The following is a 21,119-nucleotide window of genomic DNA, read 5'->3' as shown; positions in this document are numbered from 1 at the left end:
GCGGCATCTCTGTTACTCCGGCATAGAGCGCCGGGGGCGTTGTGGGATGAAGATGCCGTTTTTCAGGGGGCAGGATGGGTAAACTAACGCTGCTGTTGCTGGCTCTGCTGGTCTGGCTGCAATATTCGCTGTGGTTCGGTAAAAACGGACTGCACGACTATAGCCGGGTAAGCGATGACGTCGCGGCTCAGCAGGCAACTAACGCCAAACTTAAGGCGCGAAACGATCAACTCTTTGCTGAAATTGATGACCTCAATGGCGGGCAGGAGGCGATTGAGGAACGCGCACGCAATGAACTCAGTATGACTAAACCGGGCGAAACCTTTTATCGTCTGGTTCCGGATGCGTCTAAACGCAATCAGGGCTCAGCACAAAACAATCGATAATCAGGCCCAGGATTACGACATGGCAGTGACTTTTTCGGACGTATGCGCCGTGGTGCCGGCCGCGGGTTTTGGCCGGCGCATGCAGACAGAATGTCCTAAGCAATACCTCTCTATTGGCGATAAAACGATCCTCGAACATGCCGTGGCGGCGCTGCTGGCGCACCCCCGAGTGACGCGTGTCATCATCGCCATCAGTCCGGGCGATGCCCGGTTCGCACAGTTACCGCTGGCCGCTCATCCGCAGATCACCGTCGTTGATGGCGGTGCCGAGCGCGCCGATTCCGTGCTGGCGGGCATCCAGGCCGCTGGCGATGCCCAGTGGGTGCTGGTCCACGACGCTGCGCGCCCGTGTCTGCATCAGGACGATCTTGCGCGTCTGCTGGCGCTAAGTGAAACCAGTAAAGTCGGTGGCATTCTGGCCGCACCGGTACGTGACACCATGAAGCGTGCCGAGCCTGGCAAACAGGCTATCGCGCATACCGTTGAGCGCGTCGATCTCTGGCACGCGCTGACGCCACAATTTTTCCCCCGCGAATTACTCCACGACTGCTTAACGCGCGCGCTTAAAGAAGGTGCGACCATCACCGACGAAGCCTCTGCGCTGGAGTATTGCGGTTTCCACCCAACGCTTGTTGAAGGGCGCGCTGATAATATAAAAGTGACGCGCCCGGAAGATTTACAGCTCGCGGAATTTTATCTTACCCGTTCGACCCATCAGGAGAAGGCATAATGCGAATTGGACACGGTTTTGATGTACACGCCTTTGGAGGCGTTGGCCCAATTATCATTGGCGGCGTGCGCATTCCTTATGAAAAAGGGCTGCTGGCGCATTCTGATGGCGACGTGGCATTACACGCCTTAACCGACGCCTTGCTGGGCGCGGCGGCGATGGGCGATATCGGCAAGCTGTTCCCGGACACCGATCCGGCGTTTAAAGGCGCAGACAGCCGTGCGCTGTTGCGTGAAGCCTGGCGCCGTATTCAGGCGAAGGGCTACACCCTGGGTAACGTCGATGTGACGATCATCGCTCAGGCCCCTAAAATGCTGCCGCATATTCCTCAGATGCGCGTATTTATCGCTGAAGATCTGGGCTGCCATATGGATGACGTTAACGTCAAAGCGACCACCACGGAGAAACTGGGCTTTACCGGTCGCGGCGAAGGCATCGCCTGCGAAGCCGTGGCGCTGCTGGTGAAGGCGAGCAAATGACCGATTTTGACAACCTGACCTACCTGCACGGTAAACCGCTGGGGAGTGGTCTGCTGAAAGCCAGCCCCGAAGATTTCGTGGTCGTGGAAGATTTGGGCTTTGAGCCGGACGGCGAAGGCGAGCATATTCTGGTGCGCATCCTCAAAAATGGCTGCAATACCCGCTTTGTGGCCGATGCGCTGGCTAAATTTCTGAAAATCCATGCCCGCGAAGTGAGCTTCGCCGGGCAGAAAGACAAACACGCGGTCACCGAACAGTGGCTTTGCGCGCGCGTTCCCGGCAATGCGATGCCTGATTTAAGCAAATTTGAGCTTGAGGGCTGTAAGGTGCTGGAGTACGCCCGTCACAAGCGCAAACTGCGTCTGGGGGCGTTGAAAGGTAACAACTTTACCCTCGTACTGCGTGAAGTGACCGACCGTGACGACGTGGAAAAACGCTTGCAGGCCATCAATGAACGCGGTGTGCCTAACTACTTTGGCGCACAGCGTTTTGGCATCGGCGGCAGTAACCTGCAGGGCGCACTGCGTTGGGCGCAGAGCGATGCGCCGGTGCGTGACAGGAATAAACGCAGTTTTTGGTTGTCGGCGGCCCGCAGTGCGTTGTTTAATCAGATCGTAAGCGAACGGCTGAAAAAACCGGACGCGAATCAAGTTGTTGTCGGCGATGCGCTACAATTAGCGGGACGCGGTAGCTGGTTTGTGGCAACGGCCGAAGAAATGGCCGATGTACAGTCGCGCGTGGACGCTAAAACGCTGATGATCACCGCAGCCTTGCCCGGCACGGGCGACTGGGGTACGCAGGGTGACGCGCTGGCCGCGGAGCAGGCAGCCGTGGCCGAAGCGCAAGAATTACAATCATTGCTGGTGCGGGAAAAAGTCGAAGCAGCACGCCGGGCGATGTTGCTCTACCCGCAGCAGTTAAGCTGGAACTGGTGGGATGACGTAACCGTTGAGTTACGCTTCTGGCTGCCGGCAGGTAGCTTTGCCACCAGTGTTGTCAGGGAACTTATCAACACGTCGGGTGATTATGCGAATATTGCTGAGTAACGATGACGGGATCCATGCCCCAGGCATTCAGACGCTGGCGAAACACCTTCGCGAATTTGCGGATGTGCAGGTCGTGGCTCCCGATCGTAACCGCAGTGGAGCGTCTAACTCATTGACGCTGGAGTCGTCGCTTCGCACCTTTGCTTTTGAAAATGGCGATATTGCCGTGCAGATGGGCACGCCAACGGACTGCGTTTTTCTGGGGGTGAATGCGCTGATGCGCCCGCGCCCGGATATCGTCGTTTCCGGGATTAACGCCGGGCCGAATCTGGGTGATGACGTTATCTACTCTGGTACCGTGGCGGCCGCAATGGAAGGCCGTCATCTTGGCTTTCCGGCGCTGGCGGTATCGTTAAATGGTCACACTCATTACGACACGGCGGCAGCGGTAACCTGTTCTATCCTGCGGGCACTTAGCCGTGAACCGCTGCGTACCGGACGCATCCTCAACATCAACGTGCCGGATCTCCCGCTGAATGAAATCAAGGGCATTCGCGTCACGCGTTGCGGGAGCCGTCATCCGGCCGATCAGGTCATCCCGCAGCAGGATCCGCGCGGCAACACGCTCTACTGGATTGGCCCTCCTGGCGATAAGTGCGATGCGGGGCCGGATACTGACTTTGCCGCTGTGGATGAAGGCTATGTCTCGGTAACGCCGCTGCACGTAGATTTAACCGCGTATAGCGCGCATGATGTGGTGTCGGGCTGGCTTGATCGCGCAGGAGTGAACGCGCAATGGTAAGCAAACGTGTACAAACTCTTCTGGAACAACTTCGCGCACAGGGGATCCGCGACGAGCATGTGCTTGACGCGCTCGCCCAGGTTCCGCGTGAGAAATTTGTAGACGAGGCGTTTGAACACAAAGCGTGGGAAAACGTGGCGTTGCCCATCGGGCAGGGCCAGACGATTTCGCAGCCCTACATGGTTGCGCGCATGACGGAGCTGCTGGAGCTCACCCCCGACTCCCGCGTGCTGGAGATTGGCACCGGGTCCGGGTATCAGACTGCGATTCTGGCGCATCTGGTGCATCATGTGTGCTCGGTTGAGCGGATCAAAGGTTTACAGTGGCAGGCGCGTCGTCGCCTGAAACAACTTGATTTACACAATGTTTCGACACGACACGGTGATGGATGGCAGGGTTGGCAGGCTCGCGCCCCGTTTGACGCAATCATCGTGACGGCGGCTCCACCGGAGATCCCTGCGGCCCTGTTGTCGCAGCTGGATGAGGGAGGCATTCTTGTATTGCCTGTTGGCGATGAGCAGCAGCTGTTAAAGCGCGTTCGTCGACGTGGCGACGAGTTTATTATCGATACCGTAGAAGCCGTGCGCTTTGTGCCTCTGGTAAAGGGGGAACTGGCCTAAGACTCGGAATTATCCAGGGTTATTAAGGCAAATTCAGCGTATGGTGTGGCGCGAAAGAGTCGTGCCATCACGGTTAATTTTAAGTCACTGGTAGTTAACACATTCCTGGGGGATAAATGAGCGCGGGAAGCCCTAAATTCACCATCAGCCGTGTTGCGGCATTATCACTGGTTTCGCTCTGGCTGGCAGGCTGTTCGAGTTCTAACAATGCACCTGCGCCTGTCAGTTCTGTTGGCGGAAACAGCGGCTCCGGTAACACGTCCAGCGGAATGTTGATCACGCCGCCGCCTAAAATGGGCACTGCTGCGCCGCAGCAAACACCACAAATTCAGCCTGTGCAACATCCTGTTACACAGCCAACACAGATTCAGCCAGTCGAACAACCTGTTCAGACCCAAAATGGCCGCATAGTGTATAACCGTCAGTATGGGAACATTCCGAAAGGCAGCTATACCGGCGGCAGCACCTATACCGTGAAACGTGGCGATACGCTGTTCTATATTGCGTGGATCACCGGGAACGATTTCCGTGACCTCGCGCAGCGCAACAACGTCCAGGCACCGTATGCGCTGGAAGTCGGGCAGACGCTCCAGGTGGGCAACGCAACGGGTACGCCGCTTACGCCTGGCAATACCGTCTCTGCAGCCGACGTGACCGCGCAAAATAACAGCGTTAAGCCTGCACAAAAATCCACCACGGTGGTTGCTTCACAACCTGTAATTACGTATTCTGAAGATTCAGGTGATCAGACTGCTAACAAAATGTTGCCGAATAATAAAGGGACTGCGACTGCTGTCACAGCACCGGCTACGGCACCTGTGGTTAGCTCTACTGAACCGACTGCCAGCAGTATGAGTTCCAGTTCGCCAATTTCAACCTGGCGCTGGCCAACTGACGGTAAGGTTATCGAGAACTTCTCTTCCTCCGAAGGAGGGAACAAAGGGATCGATATCGCAGGAAGTAAGGGACAGGCTATCATCGCGACCGCAGACGGACGCGTTGTGTATGCCGGTAACGCTCTGCGCGGTTACGGTAATCTTATTATCATCAAACACAACGATGATTACCTGAGTGCCTACGCCCATAACGACACAATGCTGGTCCGGGAACAACAAGAAGTTAAGGCGGGGCAAAAAATCGCTACCATGGGTAGCACCGGAACCAGTTCTACACGCTTGCATTTTGAAATTCGTTACAAGGGGAAATCCGTAAACCCGCTGCAGTATTTGCCGCAGCGATAAATTGACGGGGCATGCCAGCCAGGGTGTCTCGTTCAGGGATCACGGGTAGGAGCCACCTTATGAGTCAGAATACGCTGAAAGTTCATGATTTAAATGAAGATGCGGAATTTGATGAGAACGGAGCAGAGGCTTTTGACGAAAAAGCCTTAGTAGAAGAGGAACCCAGTGATAACGATTTGGCTGAAGAAGAGCTGTTATCGCAGGGTGCCACACAGCGTGTACTGGACGCGACTCAGCTTTACCTTGGGGAGATTGGTTACTCCCCACTGTTAACGGCCGAAGAAGAAGTCTATTTCGCACGTCGTGCTTTGCGTGGTGATGTTGCCTCGCGCCGTCGCATGATTGAAAGTAACTTGCGTCTGGTCGTGAAAATTGCCCGTCGTTACGGCAATCGTGGTCTGGCTCTGCTGGATCTGATTGAAGAGGGCAACTTAGGTCTCATCCGCGCAGTAGAGAAGTTTGACCCAGAACGTGGGTTCCGCTTCTCCACCTACGCGACCTGGTGGATTCGTCAGACCATCGAACGGGCCATTATGAACCAAACCCGTACGATTCGCCTGCCGATTCACATCGTCAAAGAGTTGAACGTCTATCTGCGTACCGCGCGCGAGTTGTCCCATAAACTGGACCACGAGCCAAGCGCAGAAGAGATTGCTGAGCAACTCGACAAACCGGTTGATGACGTAAGCCGCATGCTGCGTCTCAACGAGCGCATTACCTCGGTTGACACCCCGCTGGGTGGCGACTCCGAAAAAGCGCTGCTGGATATCCTGGCCGATGAAAAAGACAACGGCCCGGAAGACACCACGCAGGACGATGACATGAAACAGAGCATCGTCAAATGGCTGTTCGAACTGAACGCCAAACAGCGTGAAGTGCTGGCACGTCGTTTCGGTTTACTGGGGTATGAAGCTGCGACACTGGAAGACGTCGGCCGTGAAATTGGCCTGACCCGTGAACGTGTTCGTCAGATTCAGGTTGAAGGTCTGCGCCGCCTGCGTGAAATTCTGCAGGGGCAAGGTCTGAATATCGAAGCGCTGTTCCGCGAATAAGCAACCTTTCGTCAAAAAAAGGCCCGTCGTGAGACGGGCCTTTTTTATCTCTTACGGCTGCGCCGTTTCGTGCAGCAGACGCCAGCTGATCTTCTCGCCATCCCGATTGAGCACCGCGGTTGACCAGCGTACGTTGACGGGCTGGTCCAGGCGGGTCTGCGTCTCCCGGTAATGAAGCACCGCACCGTTATCCCATGACTGAATCGTGGCTAACTCATCAATGATGATTTTAAGGCCGGGTCGGCTTCCACGCTGGGCGTGCAGAAAACGGACAAGGGCGTCATGGTTTAAATGCGCCCCACTCGGGGGAACCATCAGAAAGTTTGGCTGGAAACGGGCGAGCAGGGCATCAATATTACCTTCACCGGCACCCAGCCAGTTTTCCAGTGCGATATGAATATCAATGATGTCGTGTTCGAAAGGCGTCATGGTTGCTCCTGTTGCAGTTGTGCAAGCACCTGCGGGTTGTTAAGACGAAATACAGAGATGACGGGCACCAACGTGATGGCCGAAGCAACCAGAAACATCCCGTGCCACGCGGCGACGGGGGGCAAATACCTCTGGGCCAGATCCAGCACCTGTGCCAGCAGAAAGGCACCCGCAAAAAAACTCAGCTGACGATTAAGATTCCACAGCGCGCTGGCATCAGCCATCTCTTCCCGACGCGTTGTCAGAAATGCGCTGCTCTGGGCCGTACTGCTGCAAAGACTGCCTCCTGCGCCCATTAATGCAAACGCAACGATCGCTGGCAGCGTGCCCGTGGTCGCACTGACGCAGAGCAAAAGCAGAATACCTGACGCCTGAAGCAGGCAACCCGCGATCAACAGAGGTCGGGGGCCGACACGGTTAAAGTAACGGCCCGTTGCGGTGATGGCCATAAACGATGCCAGAGACCACGGCAGCATAAGCATACCCGTCGCGGCTGGCGTCATGTTGGCCACGCTCTGCAGATAAAACATGCCGGTGACGTTTATTCCGATAAACATGCCGGGGACACATACATAAACCATCATGGAAACGCGCAGAAGCGGATCGGCGATCAAACTCAGGTTCAGCAGTCGGTTTGCTTTCATCGCGGGCATTTCATGCTTAAGCCACAGACAGGCCAACGCAAAGGTCAGGAGAGCAACCGGGAGGGTAGCAAAAAATACCCACCGCCAGCTTAACGCCTGAACCAGTACGCCCCCTAACGCAGGTGAGCATGCGGGGGCAAGCAGTGCAACCAGCATGACGGCGGAAGAGAGCCTGGCGCGTTCATGCGATTTAAACTGTTGCCAGGTCAGCGCCTGCCCTACGGGGATCAATAAGCCACCGCCCACGCCCTGCAGCACCCGCCAGGCAATCAGAGTTTCAAGTGTGGCAGACAAGCCTGCCGCGGTGGAGGCTACGCTAAAGAGAACCAACGAGAGAAGGACGACGTGCTTTGCCCCGATGCGGCGCGTCAGGGCACTGCTGAACGGGATCACCAGCGTCAGGCCGGCAATATACCCGTTACTGACCCAGGCGAGTGCAGAGGGCGTGGCGTGATAGGTCTGCGCCATTGCCGGAAAGGCGACGCTGGCGATAAACATGTTGATCAAATCAAGAAAAAAGCCCAGCAGATAGACTACGGCGACTTTGCTGCGATACGTCATGGTGGATCCTCCGGTGAGGGGGCGTATCGTATCGGCTTGTCCGGTGCCGATAAACGCAACAATTCGCGATATACTGTCAAAACTATTTTGACAATTATGAAGGTTAACGATGCTGAATCTCCAGCGAACGGCGATGTTTGTGGCGGTAGCGGATGCGGGCAGTTTTACTGCCGCCGCAGAGTCGATGGGGCTGACAAAGGCCGTGGTCAGCTTCAATATTCGCCAGCTGGAAGATGAGCTGGGAGTCACGCTGCTGTTGCGATCCACCCGTCGCCTGACGTTAACCGAGGCGGGCGTGCTTTTTCATCAGCGAAGCGTCAGGCTTTTACAGGAGGCTGAACGCCTGCAGGACGACGTTCGCGCTAACCATTCCGGCCTGACCGGCGAATTGCGGATCACCACAACGCCCGAATACGGTTCGCAGGTGGTTGTGCCTTTGCTGGCCGAATTTAGCCAGCAGCATCCGGAGCTTCGCGTTCGTCATGTTTCGTCGTCTCAGCATGCCGATCTCATCTCGGAGCGCTTTGATGTCGCCATCCGGCTGGGAACACTCGCTGATTCGCGCTACCACGCCGCCTTGATTTCAAACTTTACTATCCTGCCGGTTGCCGCCCCCGGGTGGCTGGCTAACCATCCCGTTGAATCTCTCGAACACCTGGCGCAGGCCGGGTGGATCGTTCACGAGCGTTTACCTTCGCCGCTGCACTGGCAGGTAAAAGATGCAGATGGCAATCTGGTTGCCTTTGAGATTAAAAAAGCCCCGCGCCTGTACGCAGATAGCGCCCAGGCGCTGATGGCTTTCGCGCATGCGGGATGTGGTGTGGCGCTGCTGCCGGAGTGGCTGGTGCGAAACGCACTGAATTCGGGGGTTCTGGTATCGCTTTTACCGGGATACACGTTTGCTCAGCAGGGCATCTATGCCGTTTATCCAGATGCCCAGCATGTGCCCGCTAAGGTTCGGACATTTATTGATTTTATGCGTGCCCGGGTGAACTAGTCATGCATCATCTTTTTGATCAGTGCCGTAAATTGTTCCCGCTCGTCCTGGCTGAGACGCCCTAAAAACGCCTCATCCACCTCATTACCGACCGGTTTACAGCTTGCAAGCAGGGCTTCCCCTTCAGGCGTGAGGAAGACAAACCGGCGGCGCTTATCCGCAGGATCGTGTTCGCGCTTCACCAGCCCACGCGATTCCATGCGGCTCAGCATTTCGGCCAGCGTCGCTTTTGTGCTCACGGCGACTTCCGTCAGGGCGACCTGCTCGATCCCCGGATTTTCAGAAACAGATCGCATCACCGCATATTGCGGCTTGGTCAGCGCCGGTAAAGCATGTTGCCAGTGGGCAGTATGCTGTTGAAAAAGCTGCCGTAGCAGGTGGAACGCTTCTTGTCTCAGTTCCATGAACACTCCGACGAAAAAAATCTCCCCCCTATGATAGCCGCTATTGCCTGCGATTTTAACGCAGCAGTTTTTAGCATTACGTGTGATCGTGTACGAACAATATTGTCAGCTCAGCTCACCGGGAGTAACGTAGTCATTATGTTCGCATACGAACAAATTAATTGAGGTGCTGAATGAGATTGATCGTGGGAATGACGGGAGCAACAGGTGCTCCGCTGGGTGTGGCTTTACTGCAGGCGTTACGGGACATGCCAGAGGTTGAAACCCATCTGGTGATGTCGAAATGGGCGAAAACCACCATTGAGCTGGAAACGCCCTATACCGCGCAGGATGTCGCCGCCCTGGCAGATGTCGTTCACAGTCCTGCCGATCAGGCTGCCACCATCTCCTCCGGCTCGTTTCGTACCGACGGCATGATCGTCATTCCCTGCAGCATGAAAACGCTGGCGGGTATCCGCGCGGGCTATGCCGAAGGGCTGGTGGGCCGTGCGGCAGACGTGGTGCTGAAAGAGGGGCGCAAGCTGGTGCTGGTCCCGCGTGAAACGCCGCTCAGCACCATTCATCTGGAGAACATGCTCGCGCTTTCCCGCATGGGGGTGGCGATGGTGCCGCCCATGCCTGCGTATTACAACCACCCGCAAACCGCCGATGATATCACCCAGCATATCGTGACCCGCGTACTCGACCAGTTTGGTCTGGAGCACAAAAAGGCGCGTCGCTGGAACGGCCTGCAGGCGGCGAAACATTTTTCACAGGAGAATAACGATGGCATTTGATGATTTGAGAAGCTTCCTGCAGGCGCTCGATGAGCAAGGGCAACTGCTGAAAATTGAAGAAGAGGTCAATGCGGAGCCGGATCTGGCGGCGGCCGCTAACGCGACGGGACGTATCGGTGATGGTGCGCCTGCGCTGTGGTTCGATAACATTCGCGGGTTTACCGATGCCAGGGTGGTGATGAACACCATCGGCTCCTGGCAGAACCACGCCATTTCGATGGGGCTGCCGGCGAATACCCCGGTCAAAAAGCAGATCGATGAGTTTATTCGCCGCTGGGATAAATTCCCGGTCGCACCGGAGCGCCGGGCCAACCCCGCATGGGCGCAGAATACGGTGGACGGTGAGGAGATTAACCTGTTCGACATCCTGCCGCTGTTTCGCCTGAACGACGGGGACGGCGGTTTTTATCTCGACAAAGCGTGCGTTGTCTCGCGCGATCCGCTCGACCCGGACCATTTCGGCAAGCAGAACGTCGGTATTTACCGCATGGAAGTGAAGGGCAAACGTAAGCTCGGCCTGCAGCCGGTGCCGATGCATGATATCGCCCTGCATCTGCATAAAGCCGAAGAGCGTGGTGAAGACCTGCCGATTGCGATTACGTTGGGCAACGATCCGATCATCACCCTGATGGGCGCAACGCCGCTGAAATACGATCAGTCCGAGTATGAAATGGCCGGGGCGCTGCGTGAAAGCCCGTACCCGATTGCGACCGCGCCGTTGACCGGCTTCGATGTGCCGTGGGGGTCTGAAGTGATCCTGGAAGGGGTGATTGAAGGCCGTAAACGTGAAATTGAAGGGCCGTTCGGTGAGTTTACCGGGCACTATTCGGGCGGACGCAATATGACGGTGGTCCGTATTGATAAAGTCTCGTACCGCACCAAACCGATTTTCGAATCCCTCTATCTCGGGATGCCCTGGACCGAGATCGACTACCTGATGGGGCCAGCCACCTGTGTGCCGCTTTACCAGCAACTGAAAGCGGAGTTCCCTGAAGTGCAGGCGGTGAACGCGATGTACACCCACGGTCTGCTGGCGATCATCTCCACCAAAAAACGCTACGGTGGTTTTGCCCGCGCGGTCGGTTTACGCGCCATGACCACGCCGCATGGCCTGGGCTATGTGAAGATGGTGATTATGGTGGATGAAGATGTCGATCCGTTCAACCTGCCGCAGGTGATGTGGGCGCTGTCATCAAAAGTGAACCCGGCAGGGGATCTTGTGCAGCTGCCGAACATGTCGGTTCTTGAGCTTGATCCTGGGTCCAGCCCGGCAGGCATCACCGACAAGCTGATTATTGATGCCACCACGCCTGTTGCGCCGGATAACCGCGGTCACTACAGCCAGCCGGTGCAGGATTTACCTGAAACCAAAGCCTGGGCTGAAAAGCTGACTGCGATGCTGGCAGCACGCCAATAAGGAGGAAAAGATGATTTGTCCACGTTGTGCCGATGAGCAAATTGAGGTGATGGCCACATCACCGGTGAAAGGGATCTGGACGGTTTATCAGTGCCAGCATTGCCTGTATACCTGGCGCGATACCGAGCCGCTGCGTCGTACCAGTCGCGAACATTACCCTGAAGCGTTCCGTATGACGCAGAAGGATATTGATGAGGCGCCGCAGGTACCGACCATTCCGCCATTGCTGTAAAAAAAAGCCCGGTGGCGCTGCGCTTACCGGGCGGTAACATCGTGCGGTCTGTTTTGCCGGGTGGCGGCTTCGCCTTACCCGTCCTACAAAACCCGTAGGCCCGGTAAGCGTAGCGCCACCGGGCAAAGATCGCAGAGAACTAAACCAGACTCTTCAGCCGATAAATCCACTCCAGCGCCTGACGTGGCGTCAGTGAATCCGGGTCGAGATTCTCCAGCGCTTCAACGGCGGGTGACGTCTCTTCCGCAGGTGCCAGCAGCGACATCTGCGTACCATCAATCTGGGTGGCTGCCGCATTCGGTGACAGGCTTTCCAGCTCGCGCAGTTTCTGACGCGCGCGTTTAATTACTTCTTTAGGCACACCCGCCAGCGCCGCGACGGCCAGGCCATAGCTCTTGCTCGCTGCACCTTCCTGCACCGTGTGCATAAAGGCGATGGTATCGCCATGCTCAAGCGCATCCAGGTGGACGTTTGCCACGCCCTCCATTTTCTCCGGCAACTGCGTCAGTTCAAAGTAGTGCGTCGCGAACAGCGTCATGGCCTTGATTTTATTCGCCAGGTTTTCCGCACACGCCCATGCCAGCGACAGTCCGTCGTAGGTTGAGGTGCCGCGTCCGACTTCGTCCATCAGCACCAGGCTGTGTTCTGTCGCGTTGTGCAGGATATTGGCGGTTTCCGTCATTTCGACCATAAAGGTGGAACGGCCGCTGGCCAGATCGTCCGCCGCACCCACGCGGGTGAAGATACGATCGATGGGGCCAATCTCCACTTTCTGCGCCGGAACGTAGCTGCCGATGTAGGCGAGCAGGGCGATAAGCGCCGTCTGGCGCATATAGGTACTTTTACCGCCCATGTTCGGACCGGTAATGATCAGCATTCTTCGCTGCGGCGACAGGCTCAGCGGGTTAGCGATGAACGGCTCGTTCAGTACCTGCTCCACCACCGGGTGGCGGCCTTCGGTAATGCGAATGCCGGGCTTGTCGATAAAGGTCGGGCAGGTATAGTTCAGCGTTTCAGCGCGCTCAGCCAGATTCACCAGCACATCCAGCTCCGCCAGCGCGCCAGCGCTTAACTGCAGGTCCGCGAGGTGTGGCATCAGCATGTCGAACAGCTCGTCGTAAAGCTGCTTTTCCAGGGCCAGCGCTTTGCCTTTCGAGGTGAGAACTTTGTCCTCATACTCTTTCAGCTCAGGAATGATGTAGCGCTCAGCGTTTTTCAACGTCTGGCGACGCACATAGTGAATCGGCGCCAGATGGCTCTGCCCGCGGCTGATCTGAATATAGTAACCGTGGACTGCGTTATAGCCGACTTTCAGGGTATCGAGCCCGAGACGTTCGCGCTCGCGGATCTCCAGCTTGTCGAGGTAATCCGTTGCGCCGTCAGCCAGCGCGCGCCATTCATCCAGCTCTTCGTTGTAGCCAGGGGCAATTACGCCGCCGTCGCGCACCAGAACCGGCGGCGCATCAATGATAGCGCGCTCCAGCAGATCGCGGAGTTCAGCAAACTCGCCCATGGTTTCGCGCAGTTTCTGAACCGGTGCGCTGTCAACGTCGCTCAGCTGAGCACGCAGTTCCGGCAGCTGCTGGAAGGCATGACGCATCCGTGCAAGGTCGCGAGGCCGCGCCGTGCGCAGTGCCAGGCGAGCCAGAATACGCTCCAGATCGCCCACCTGACGCAGCACAGGCTGCAGCTCGGTGTAGCGATCCTGCAGCGCGGCAATGGTCTGCTGACGACAAACGAGCGTATCCGTATCGCGGACGGGCATATGCAGCCAGCGCTTCAGCATGCGGCTGCCCATCGGCGTCACGGTGTTATCGAGGACGGATGCCAGCGTGTTCTCAACGCCACCCGCCAGGTTCTGGGTGATCTCCAGATTCCGGCGCGTGGCCGCATCCATAATGATGCTGTCCTGCTGGCGCTCCATGGTAATAGAGCGGATATGCGGTAGGGCGGTGCGCTGGGTGTCTTTCACATACTGCAAAAGGCAGCCCGCGGCGCACAGTCCGCGCGGGGCGTTTTCCACCCCAAAGCCAATCAGATCGCGGGTGCCAAACTGCAGGTTGAGCTGCTGGCGAGCGGTATCAATTTCAAATTCCCACAGCGGACGGCGGCGCAGGCCGCGACGACCTTCGATCAACGCCATTTCGGCAAAATCTTCGGCATACAGCAGTTCCGCCGGGTTGGTGCGCTGCAGTTCGGCTGCCATGGTTTCCCGGTCAGCCGGCTCGCTCAGACGAAAACGCCCGGAGCTGATATCCAGCGTGGCGTAACCAAACCCTTTGCCGTCCTGCCACAGGGCCGCCAGCAGGTTATCCTGACGCTCCTGGAGCAGGGCTTCGTCGCTAATGGTGCCTGGCGTGACGATACGCACGACCTTGCGTTCAACCGGGCCTTTTGAGGTGGCCGGATCGCCGATCTGCTCACAGATGGCAACCGACTCGCCCTGATTCACCAGCTTGGCCAGGTAGTTTTCTACCGCATGATGCGGAATGCCTGCCATCGGGATGGGTTCACCTGCCGATGCGCCACGTTTGGTCAGAGAGATGTCGAGCAGCTGCGATGCCCGTTTAGCATCGTCATAAAACAGCTCGTAAAAATCGCCCATGCGGTAAAACAACAGAATTTCCGGATGCTGCGCTTTCAGCTTCAGGTACTGCTGCATCATTGGGGTATGGGCGTCAAAATTTTCAAGTGTACTCATTAGGTTACCGTGTCCATTTTTTTTCAATTTCAATGAGTTGTCTTTTTTATTGTCAGGTTTCTTTCTCTCTCATTGGAACGCATGACAGCCTGCGTTTCTTATCATGAATCGTTCACGGACCATGATAACGGACTCTGCTGGACAGGAAAACAGACGTGCGGGCTCTTTCGACTAAAATGCGTACCTGATTCCAGCGATGCTGAAGACGTGGGTCTGTCTTGCCGCAATTGCGACAGGCACGCTGGTCCGGTAATGCTAAAGGAACACCGCGCGATATTCCTTGCGTATTAAACGTAAACGGGAATAAAGGCGTCAGGATATAACGTCATCTTTTTTTCTGTTTCAGAAACGTATTTGTCTTCGATGTGGGGATAATATTCTATTATGCTCACATTATTTTATTTCGGTGTTACTGCTGAACAAACACCATAACTTACTGCTTTGACAAGGAATATTCGCAGAGTATACTTGCTAACTCTGGCAACAGTTTTCTGATTCTGTTGATTGCATAGTGAGTCTCATATGTTCTGGATAATTAACGATAATATTAAATTTTGTCCAGAGAAAAACTTACTTGTCTCTATGACCCGACCGGAGTTGAGCGTCATTCTGACGACGCCAGCCAGTCGCTGTCTGGTACTTCTGCTTGAGTCCGCCCCGGAAGTGGTTAATCAAAGGGATTTCTTCACTAAAGTTTGGGGTGAAGACGGAATGTTAGTTCCGGCAAATACCCTTTATCAGAATATCTCCATTATCCGGCGTGGGTTGCGCACGACGGGAGAGACTGACGACACGCTGGTTGCCACGGTGCCCAGAAAAGGGTTCCAGATTAAAAAAGAAGTTAAGGTCAGCCGAATTGAAAACGACGTAACAGAATCAGAAAGCGCGATAGCAGAAGCCCAGCCTGTCACCGGCTCGAAAGAGGTGATTGCGGAAACTGCTGCCGTTCAGGTGAAAGATAAGACCCCGCGTCATCACTATCGTCGCTATCTTCCACTGCTTTTTATGGCCCTCTCTTTTGGGCTGGGCTATTTTATTCTTCATCTGGCGGTCCATGACTATTCCAGAAAAGACTTTTTTAAAGACTACACCATAAGCAGTACGGAAAATGGCTGCCATTTTTTCTCACGAAACGATGATATTAAAAGCAGGGGTAACTTCACGCGTTATAAGCAAATTATCATGCGAACAGGGCTCGATTGTAAAAAATACCCCTGGGCCTACTTCTCTTCATCCAGCACGGCTCCGGCACTTTCTGTACTTATTTGCAGAAAACCGTATGAGCAAGAAGAAGATGCAGGATGCGTTACGCTTTATTTTAGGGGGTACAATCAGTGACTAAAAAGTCTACTGCCATCCTGTGTCTCGTCCTGTTTGCCGTTGGGGCGCTGACGTCCTGGCTTTATCATTATCACTTAGAAAAAAAACAAAATACGGAAGCCTGTTCAGTTTCTGTTGTTGTTTACCATGAAGATGCCCGCGCAAACCTGACGCTGGATTTTATGTACACCATGCAAAAGCAGACCGGGGTCATCGCGCTAAGCGGGACATATTTTAAAAATGAGAAGGCGATAGCCTCTATCCGTCGGGATGTGTCTTATATCTGGACCGAAAACAAAGACTCTTTCCAGTTTACCTCCGTGAAGATCCATGAGGTTAATGAAGACTCCCTGCCGGATAATGTGCTCGGCGACGTGTTGCCTGATTTCTTTATTTATCCGAACCATAAATTGAACTATACCATTCTGAAACAAGGGCCCAGAGGGTTTCTATTTACCGTCGGTAAGCGTCCTATTTTCTTCTGCTCTCGCTGAGATCTTCTTTCAGTAGTTCGATGACAATTTTCCCCTGTTCAACCCCCACCCTGACCTGAGAGTGGGTAGTAAACCCTGCCTGCTCCAGCCAGTCGCCTTTTAAGCTCAACGCCGCATGTACGCTGTAACGTCGCGGGATTTTGGTCTTCCGGTCTTCGTGACGCTTTCTGAAATAACCGACTTTTAAGTGGCGATAGTGTTTGGTCGTGGCGATCTCTTGCATATAGCCTCCGTAACGATGAGCGACGCGTGTTGTTAATGACTGTATAAAATACCAGTAAAAAAGGGTGGGGGTGGGCTTAATAGTGGAAGGCGGCTTCAGAAAACGAAATGCAACGACTGAAAAGTGGCAGATAAAGGGGTATTATTAATGCATGTTTTTAGTCGGTGAGCCGCTATGTCTGGTAAACGTATTTCACGGGAAAAAAAGACGATCGCCAGAATGATCGCTCTGTATGAAAAGCAGTGCCCGGAGGCTTCTCAGGAAGAGGGACATTATCAGGCGCTGAATGCCTATGCGGATAAGCGTCTGGATAAGTGCGTCTTTGGTGAGGAAAAACCGGCCTGTAAACAGTGTCCGGTACACTGCTACCAGCCCGCCAGGCGTGAAGAGATGAAGCAGATTATGCGCTGGGCGGGGCCGCGCATGCTGTGGCGTCACCCCATCCTGACGGTACGCCATCTGCTGGACGATCGTCGCCCGGTACCGGAATTACCGGAAAAGTATCGCCCGAAAAAGTAACCGTCTCAGCGCGTGAAAGGGCGACAAATGATCTTCATGGCGATCGCGCTGCATAGCGGGAACAGGGCCAGCAGCAGCCAGGGGGACATCGCCTGCGGCGAAGGGACAAGCGCGCGATCCAGCAGACTGCCAAACAGCAAATTCCCCAGCAGCACCGCAACGCCGCCAGCGGTGGCGAGTGCGCCGTAGTGCGCGCCAAGCGTCGATTCCTCCGCAAAGCGTGGAACCAGATCTTTCGCCGAGGGCACCAGCAGCATTTGCCCAAGCGTTAATAGCGCCACAAAACATACCGACGGCAGCAAGCGCAGCCAGCCTTCCGGCGGCACCGTCGGGGCGAATACCGCCACGCTCGCAAAAGATGCCGAGAGCAGTAAAAAGCCCACCGGCAAAATTCTCACCGCGCCCACGCGTCGTGCAAAGCGGGCCAGCGGAAGCTGCAAGGTGATGATCAGCACAGAGGCCAGCATAAACAGGGGGCCGAGATCTTTCTCGTTACCACCGGCACGCTGGATCTCTACGGGCAGCGCCAGATAGAGCTGGTTGTAGCTCAACAGCCACGAGCTGTAGGCGATGATAAAGGCGACAAAGCGCGGCTGACGGAAGGTTGTCCACCAGGGAACAATATTGAGTGCCTGCTTGCTGTGTTGCGCAGCCGGAAGGCAGAAGTAGAGCACAATCAGCGCGACGACGAAGACCCCCGCACCCGCCAGCGCCACCTGGCGAAACCCCAACCCCGTGAGCAACGCCCCGACAACCGGCCCCAGCACCGCGCCGAGTTCACCGCAGACGGCAAACAGCGCAAACCACTCTGCACGGCTGCGTTGACCTTTAGTCTCGCTATGCGTACCCGCCCTGGCCAGCAGCGCTTCGATGGAGGGAGAGAACAACGCGCCGCCAATGCCGGTCAGACAGGCGCCAAGGATGATGGGCCAGAGCGCGTGTCCAAATGCCAGCAGCAGATAACCCGCAACGCGGATGACGCAGCCGCAGAGGATAATGATTTTGGCACCAAAGCGGTCTGAGAGCGCACCGCCGACGATGAACATCCCCTGCTGCGAAAAGGTACGCAGCCCCAGAATCAGCCCGATAAGGCTGCCGGAAAGCAGCATGTCATCGCGCAAAAAGATCGCCAGGAAGGGGACGACCGCGTAAAAACCGATGTTAAACACAAACTGGCTGCCCAGTAAGACGGGCGGCCAGAGCGTTGTGGCAGGGCGCAGGGGCATCATGTTACGGGCGCTTAAACGATAAAATGAATGTGTTTTTTGCCATGGAACGGCGAGATCTCGATTTTGGTTTTGACCCGAAAAACGTCCCAGAGCAACGTCTCAGAGAGGATCTCCTGCGGCGTTCCGGTGGCCACGATTTGCCCCTGCTGCATCACAATCAGCGAATCGCAGAACATCGATGCATGGTTGAGATCGTGAATAGCCACAATGCTGGTCACCGGCAGATCGCTTATCAGGTGCATCAGCTGCATCTGATGGTGAATGTCCAGGTGGTTGGTCGGTTCATCCAGCAAAATTTCTGTAGGCGTCTGCGCCAGCGCCCTGGCGATATGCACGCGCTGGCGCTCCCCGCCGGAGAGGCTCAGCCAGCCCTGATCGCTTTTTTCCAGCATATCCACCCGCTGCAGGGCGGCGGTAACGGTCTCGTCATCCTGCTTGCTCCAGTTCGAGAACGGGGAGTGATGCGGGATGCGACCGAGTTTGACGACATCGCGAACGCGCATATTGGCATCGGTCATGCCGTGCTGTTCAACGAAGGCCACCCGGCGCGCAAGCTGCTTTTTGGCGATGCGGGAAATGTCCTGACCGTCCAGCGTCACACAGCCCGCATCCGGGCGGCGCAGGCCAGCCAGAATGCGCAGAAGCGATGATTTACCGCAACCATTAGGGCCAAGCAGTCCTACCGTTTCACCGCGCGCCACCTTGAGCGACACGTTATTGACGATGACCTTTTTGCCTACCTTCCAGGTAATATTTTCAGCGCAGATACTCATTACTTATTCCTTGAGCGGTAGATGATCACGGCAAAGAACGGCACGCCAACCAGGGCGGTTACCACCCCGACGGGCAGACTTTGCGGGGCAATCAGCATGCGCGAGGCGATATCTGCCAGCACCATCAGGATCGCCCCCGCCAGTGCGCTGGCAATCAGCAGGGTTCGATGCAGAGGACCGAACAAGAAACGCATGACGTGCGGAACCACCAGCCCGACAAAGCCGATTGAGCCCGCCATGCTGACGATGGTTGCGGTGATCAATGCGGTGGTGGTAAAGAGCGTCAGGCGCACCCAGGGGACGGCAATCCCCAGCGAGGCCGCGGCATCGTCACCAAAGGTAAAGGCATCCAGCGCCCGGGAATAGTAGAGGCAAATGGCTAACCCAATCAGCACCACAACCAGTGCCAGCTGGAATTCAGGCCAGCGTACACCGCTAAAGCTGCCCAGCAGCCAGAACATCACATCACGCGCCTGCTGCGCGCTGGCAGAGGTGCTGATGGTATAGGCGGTGATGGCGTTGAAGAGCTGAGAGGCGGCTACGCCCGCCAGAATGGTACGCTCGTTGCCGCCGCGCGCGCCGTTGGTCAGAAAGGCGACAAACGCAAAGGCGGCGAATGCGCCAGCAAACGCGCCCGCAGAGAGCGACACCGCGCCGGTCCCCATCCCCAGCACCACGACGGAAACCGCGCCGGTGGACGCCCCCGCAGAGACGCCGAGCACGTAAGGTTCAGCCAGCGCGTTTTTCAGCAGGCTCTGCAAAACCGCGCCGCAGATAGCCAGCCCCGCGCCGCAGCAGGCCGCCACCAGCGCGCGGCTCAGGCGGAAGTCCCAGATCACGCTCTCATAGATGCGGTTGAGCGGAACCGCGGTCAGCCCCAGCTTATTACCGATAGCATAAAAGACATTGGACAGCGGAATCGACAACTCTCCGACGCTTACGCCAAGGGCTATCACCAGAAACAGCAGGACGATAGCCAGCAGGGCGGAAGTGGTCAGGAACAGGCCCTGTCGGGCCTGAAGTACGGCTGCCGTCATCAGTTCAGCCCCAGTTTTCTGAGCTGTTCGCCCACCTGTTCAGCGCCATAAATGGTACGGATCGTCGGGTTCATTGCCTGGCCGTCCATCACCACGATATGGCCTTTTTTGACGGCATCAAGCTGGCTGACGGCCGGATCGCTTTTCAGGAATTTGATTTTCGCTTCCGCGTTATCCAGCGCCCAGCGGTTACGGTCGAGGCTTGAGACCACAATCACGTCCGGGTTAACGGCAATGATGCTTTCCCAGCCCACGGTTGGCCATTCGGCCTCGGCGGTGATGGCGTTATGGCCACCCAGTACGTCAGCGATAAAGCCTGAGGCGCTGTTTTTACCGCCCACGTAGGCATCAGCAGAAGGAGAGGCGCTTGAGAACCAGAACACAAAGGAGAGGTCTTTTTTGCTTTTGCCAAATTCTTTGCGCAGGTCTGCCTCACGTTTTTTGAAGCTGGCGATAACGGCCTGACCACGGTCTTCAACGTTGAAAATTTTGGCGAAATCTTCAATCTCTTTATAAAGGTATGTCATGTCCCACAGCTTCTGGCGGCTGCCGTACATATCGCCCGAGGCTTTTTTAGTGGCGCACATGCCCGGTGATAAATAGCTGTTCACGCCGACGGTAGCCAGATCCTCACGTTTTGCGACCTTACTTTCTGGCCCGAGCAGCAGCGGCAATTGTGCAGGAACAAAATCGGGGTTTTGCGCAAGGATAGATTCCAGCGTAGGAATTTCGACGGTGAGCGTTTTGATTTTGGCATTCTGTTCCGCCAGCTGCGGCAGCACTTTGGTCGGCCAGAAGGCGCTGGCCTTCACCTTATCTTCCAGACCCAGCAGAAGCAAAATCTCAACGGTATTTTGACCAAGGGCCACGACGCGTTCCGGCGCTTTGGTGAAGGTCTCTTTATAACCGCAGTTTTCAATGGTCAGAGGATAAGTGGTTGCCAGAGCAGAACTGACCGACGCAACCGCCAGGCCTAACGCGCAGATGACCTTCTTCATTAAACGCTACCCTTCATTAAAGTTATTTTTGATGCAAATGAAACTCATTATTAAGGCGGAATTTTATAC

24 protein-coding genes are annotated in these 21,119 nt (G+C 55.9%); 15 read left to right on the top strand and 9 right to left on the bottom strand.

The annotated features are described in order from the left end of the window. Window positions 1-74: 74 nt before the first annotated feature. The 8 genes from ftsB to rpoS all read left to right on the top strand — a co-directional run bounded on the left by ftsB (window position 75) and on the right by rpoS (window position 6,296). Window positions 75-386, top strand: coding sequence for a cell division protein FtsB (gene ftsB / locus AC2FAK_RS16470; protein WP_003862095.1), 312 nt, complete (start codon window positions 75-77; stop codon window positions 384-386). Window positions 387-405: 19 nt separating this feature from the next. Beyond that, window positions 406-1,116, top strand: coding sequence for a 2-C-methyl-D-erythritol 4-phosphate cytidylyltransferase (ispD, locus tag AC2FAK_RS16465; protein ID WP_013098500.1), 711 nt, complete (start codon window positions 406-408; stop codon window positions 1,114-1,116). Further along, the gene (gene ispF, locus AC2FAK_RS16460; protein WP_095455284.1) at window positions 1,116-1,595 is read left to right on the top strand and encodes a 2-C-methyl-D-erythritol 2,4-cyclodiphosphate synthase; all 480 of its coding nucleotides are present in this window, start codon (window positions 1,116-1,118) and stop codon (window positions 1,593-1,595) included. The genes ispD and ispF overlap by 1 nt, the downstream gene beginning before the upstream one ends. Further along, window positions 1,592-2,641 carry a tRNA pseudouridine(13) synthase TruD gene (truD, locus tag AC2FAK_RS16455; RefSeq protein ID WP_040023576.1) on the top strand — a complete coding sequence of 350 codons (1,050 nt, stop codon included), beginning with the start codon at window positions 1,592-1,594 and terminating at the stop codon, window positions 2,639-2,641. Before ispF ends, truD begins: the two co-directional genes overlap by 4 nt. Next, window positions 2,622-3,383, top strand: coding sequence for a 5'/3'-nucleotidase SurE (gene surE, locus AC2FAK_RS16450; RefSeq protein ID WP_029883175.1), 762 nt, complete (start codon window positions 2,622-2,624; stop codon window positions 3,381-3,383). Before truD ends, surE begins: the two co-directional genes overlap by 20 nt. Next, window positions 3,377-4,003, top strand: a complete 627-nt coding sequence (locus tag AC2FAK_RS16445; RefSeq protein WP_013098496.1) for a protein-L-isoaspartate(D-aspartate) O-methyltransferase — start codon at window positions 3,377-3,379, stop codon at window positions 4,001-4,003. Before surE ends, AC2FAK_RS16445 begins: the two co-directional genes overlap by 7 nt. A 116-nt stretch (window positions 4,004-4,119) precedes the next feature. Then, window positions 4,120-5,244, top strand: coding sequence for a murein hydrolase activator NlpD (gene nlpD, locus AC2FAK_RS16440; RefSeq protein WP_029883176.1), 1,125 nt, complete (start codon window positions 4,120-4,122; stop codon window positions 5,242-5,244). A gap of 59 nt (window positions 5,245-5,303) precedes the next feature. Beyond that, complete coding sequence (rpoS, locus tag AC2FAK_RS16435; RefSeq protein WP_013098493.1) at window positions 5,304-6,296, top strand: RNA polymerase sigma factor RpoS; 993 nt, start codon at window positions 5,304-5,306, stop codon at window positions 6,294-6,296. Window positions 6,297-6,347: 51 nt separating this feature from the next. Here rpoS and AC2FAK_RS16430 read toward each other — a convergent pair whose 3' ends face one another. Together AC2FAK_RS16430 and AC2FAK_RS16425 are read right to left on the bottom strand one after the other, a co-directional pair. Next, window positions 6,348-6,725, bottom strand: a complete 378-nt coding sequence (locus tag AC2FAK_RS16430; RefSeq protein WP_095455285.1) for a DUF4440 domain-containing protein — start codon at window positions 6,723-6,725, stop codon at window positions 6,348-6,350. After that, complete coding sequence (locus tag AC2FAK_RS16425; protein ID WP_095455286.1) at window positions 6,722-7,930, bottom strand: MFS transporter; 1,209 nt, start codon at window positions 7,928-7,930, stop codon at window positions 6,722-6,724. Before AC2FAK_RS16425 ends, AC2FAK_RS16430 begins: the two co-directional genes overlap by 4 nt. Window positions 7,931-8,039: 109 nt before the next feature. Between AC2FAK_RS16425 and AC2FAK_RS16420 the strand changes: the two genes are divergently transcribed. Then, window positions 8,040-8,927 carry a LysR family transcriptional regulator gene (locus tag AC2FAK_RS16420; protein ID WP_095455287.1) on the top strand — a complete coding sequence of 296 codons (888 nt, stop codon included), beginning with the start codon at window positions 8,040-8,042 and terminating at the stop codon, window positions 8,925-8,927. Here the strand turns inward: AC2FAK_RS16420 and AC2FAK_RS16415 are convergent. Beyond that, window positions 8,924-9,331 carry a MarR family winged helix-turn-helix transcriptional regulator gene (locus tag AC2FAK_RS16415; RefSeq protein ID WP_020689291.1) on the bottom strand — a complete coding sequence of 136 codons (408 nt, stop codon included), beginning with the start codon at window positions 9,329-9,331 and terminating at the stop codon, window positions 8,924-8,926. The two genes, AC2FAK_RS16420 and AC2FAK_RS16415, sit on opposite strands and share 4 nt — an antisense overlap. A 173-nt stretch (window positions 9,332-9,504) precedes the next feature. Between AC2FAK_RS16415 and AC2FAK_RS16410 the strand changes: the two genes are divergently transcribed. The 3 genes from AC2FAK_RS16410 to AC2FAK_RS16400 are packed head-to-tail and all read left to right on the top strand — an operon-like array spanning window position 9,505 to window position 11,756. Then, complete coding sequence (locus AC2FAK_RS16410) at window positions 9,505-10,107, top strand: non-oxidative hydroxyarylic acid decarboxylases subunit B (RefSeq protein ID WP_013098488.1); 603 nt, start codon at window positions 9,505-9,507, stop codon at window positions 10,105-10,107. Further along, window positions 10,097-11,524, top strand: a complete 1,428-nt coding sequence (locus AC2FAK_RS16405; RefSeq protein ID WP_013098487.1) for a non-oxidative hydroxyarylic acid decarboxylases subunit C — start codon at window positions 10,097-10,099, stop codon at window positions 11,522-11,524. Before AC2FAK_RS16410 ends, AC2FAK_RS16405 begins: the two co-directional genes overlap by 11 nt. 10 nt (window positions 11,525-11,534) lie before the next feature. Continuing rightward, window positions 11,535-11,756, top strand: a complete 222-nt coding sequence (locus tag AC2FAK_RS16400) for a non-oxidative hydroxyarylic acid decarboxylases subunit D (protein ID WP_013098486.1) — start codon at window positions 11,535-11,537, stop codon at window positions 11,754-11,756. 139 nt (window positions 11,757-11,895) lie between these two features. Here AC2FAK_RS16400 and mutS read toward each other — a convergent pair whose 3' ends face one another. After that, on the bottom strand, window positions 11,896-14,457 hold the full coding sequence (gene mutS, locus AC2FAK_RS16395) for a DNA mismatch repair protein MutS (protein ID WP_095455288.1): 2,562 nt from the start codon (window positions 14,455-14,457) through the stop codon (window positions 11,896-11,898). A 522-nt stretch (window positions 14,458-14,979) separates the two neighbouring features. Here mutS and AC2FAK_RS16390 point away from each other — a divergent pair. Together AC2FAK_RS16390 and AC2FAK_RS16385 are read left to right on the top strand one after the other, a co-directional pair. Beyond that, window positions 14,980-15,795: a winged helix-turn-helix domain-containing protein gene (locus AC2FAK_RS16390; RefSeq protein ID WP_013098484.1), complete on the top strand. Its 816-nt coding sequence runs from the start codon at window positions 14,980-14,982 to the stop codon at window positions 15,793-15,795. Then, window positions 15,792-16,271 (top strand): membrane protein, encoded by a 480-nt coding sequence (locus AC2FAK_RS16385; protein ID WP_023621089.1) that lies wholly within the window; start codon window positions 15,792-15,794, stop codon window positions 16,269-16,271. The genes AC2FAK_RS16390 and AC2FAK_RS16385 overlap by 4 nt, the downstream gene beginning before the upstream one ends. Here AC2FAK_RS16385 and AC2FAK_RS16380 read toward each other — a convergent pair. Further along, complete coding sequence (locus AC2FAK_RS16380; RefSeq protein ID WP_013098482.1) at window positions 16,249-16,494, bottom strand: SymE family type I addiction module toxin; 246 nt, start codon at window positions 16,492-16,494, stop codon at window positions 16,249-16,251. The two genes, AC2FAK_RS16385 and AC2FAK_RS16380, sit on opposite strands and share 23 nt — an antisense overlap. Window positions 16,495-16,668: 174 nt before the next feature. On the opposite strand from AC2FAK_RS16380, the gene AC2FAK_RS16375 reads away from it, so the two are divergent. Continuing rightward, complete coding sequence (locus AC2FAK_RS16375) at window positions 16,669-17,013, top strand: nitrous oxide-stimulated promoter family protein (RefSeq protein ID WP_028028023.1); 345 nt, start codon at window positions 16,669-16,671, stop codon at window positions 17,011-17,013. A 5-nt stretch (window positions 17,014-17,018) separates the two neighbouring features. Here AC2FAK_RS16375 and AC2FAK_RS16370 read toward each other — a convergent pair whose 3' ends face one another. The 4 genes from AC2FAK_RS16370 to eitA are packed head-to-tail and all read right to left on the bottom strand — an operon-like array spanning window position 17,019 to window position 21,050. Continuing rightward, window positions 17,019-18,239: an MDR family MFS transporter gene (locus tag AC2FAK_RS16370; protein WP_095455327.1), complete on the bottom strand. Its 1,221-nt coding sequence runs from the start codon at window positions 18,237-18,239 to the stop codon at window positions 17,019-17,021. A 14-nt stretch (window positions 18,240-18,253) separates the two neighbouring features. Beyond that, the gene (gene eitC, locus AC2FAK_RS16365; RefSeq protein WP_038984751.1) at window positions 18,254-19,015 is read right to left on the bottom strand and encodes a siderophore ABC transporter ATP-binding protein EitC; all 762 of its coding nucleotides are present in this window, start codon (window positions 19,013-19,015) and stop codon (window positions 18,254-18,256) included. Beyond that, a complete protein-coding gene (locus AC2FAK_RS16360) occupies window positions 19,015-20,052 on the bottom strand; it encodes a FecCD family ABC transporter permease (protein WP_095455289.1) in 1,038 nt (345 codons plus the stop codon). Before AC2FAK_RS16360 ends, eitC begins: the two co-directional genes overlap by 1 nt. Beyond that, a complete protein-coding gene (gene eitA / locus AC2FAK_RS16355; protein ID WP_095455290.1) occupies window positions 20,052-21,050 on the bottom strand; it encodes a siderophore ABC transporter substrate-binding protein EitA in 999 nt (332 codons plus the stop codon). Before eitA ends, AC2FAK_RS16360 begins: the two co-directional genes overlap by 1 nt. Window positions 21,051-21,119: the final 69 nt, after the last annotated feature.

Source organism: Enterobacter cloacae complex sp. 394F7, assembly GCF_057320385.1.
The sequence above is the reverse complement of the archived record's forward strand: the minus strand, read 5'-3'. Positions and strand labels throughout refer to the sequence as shown.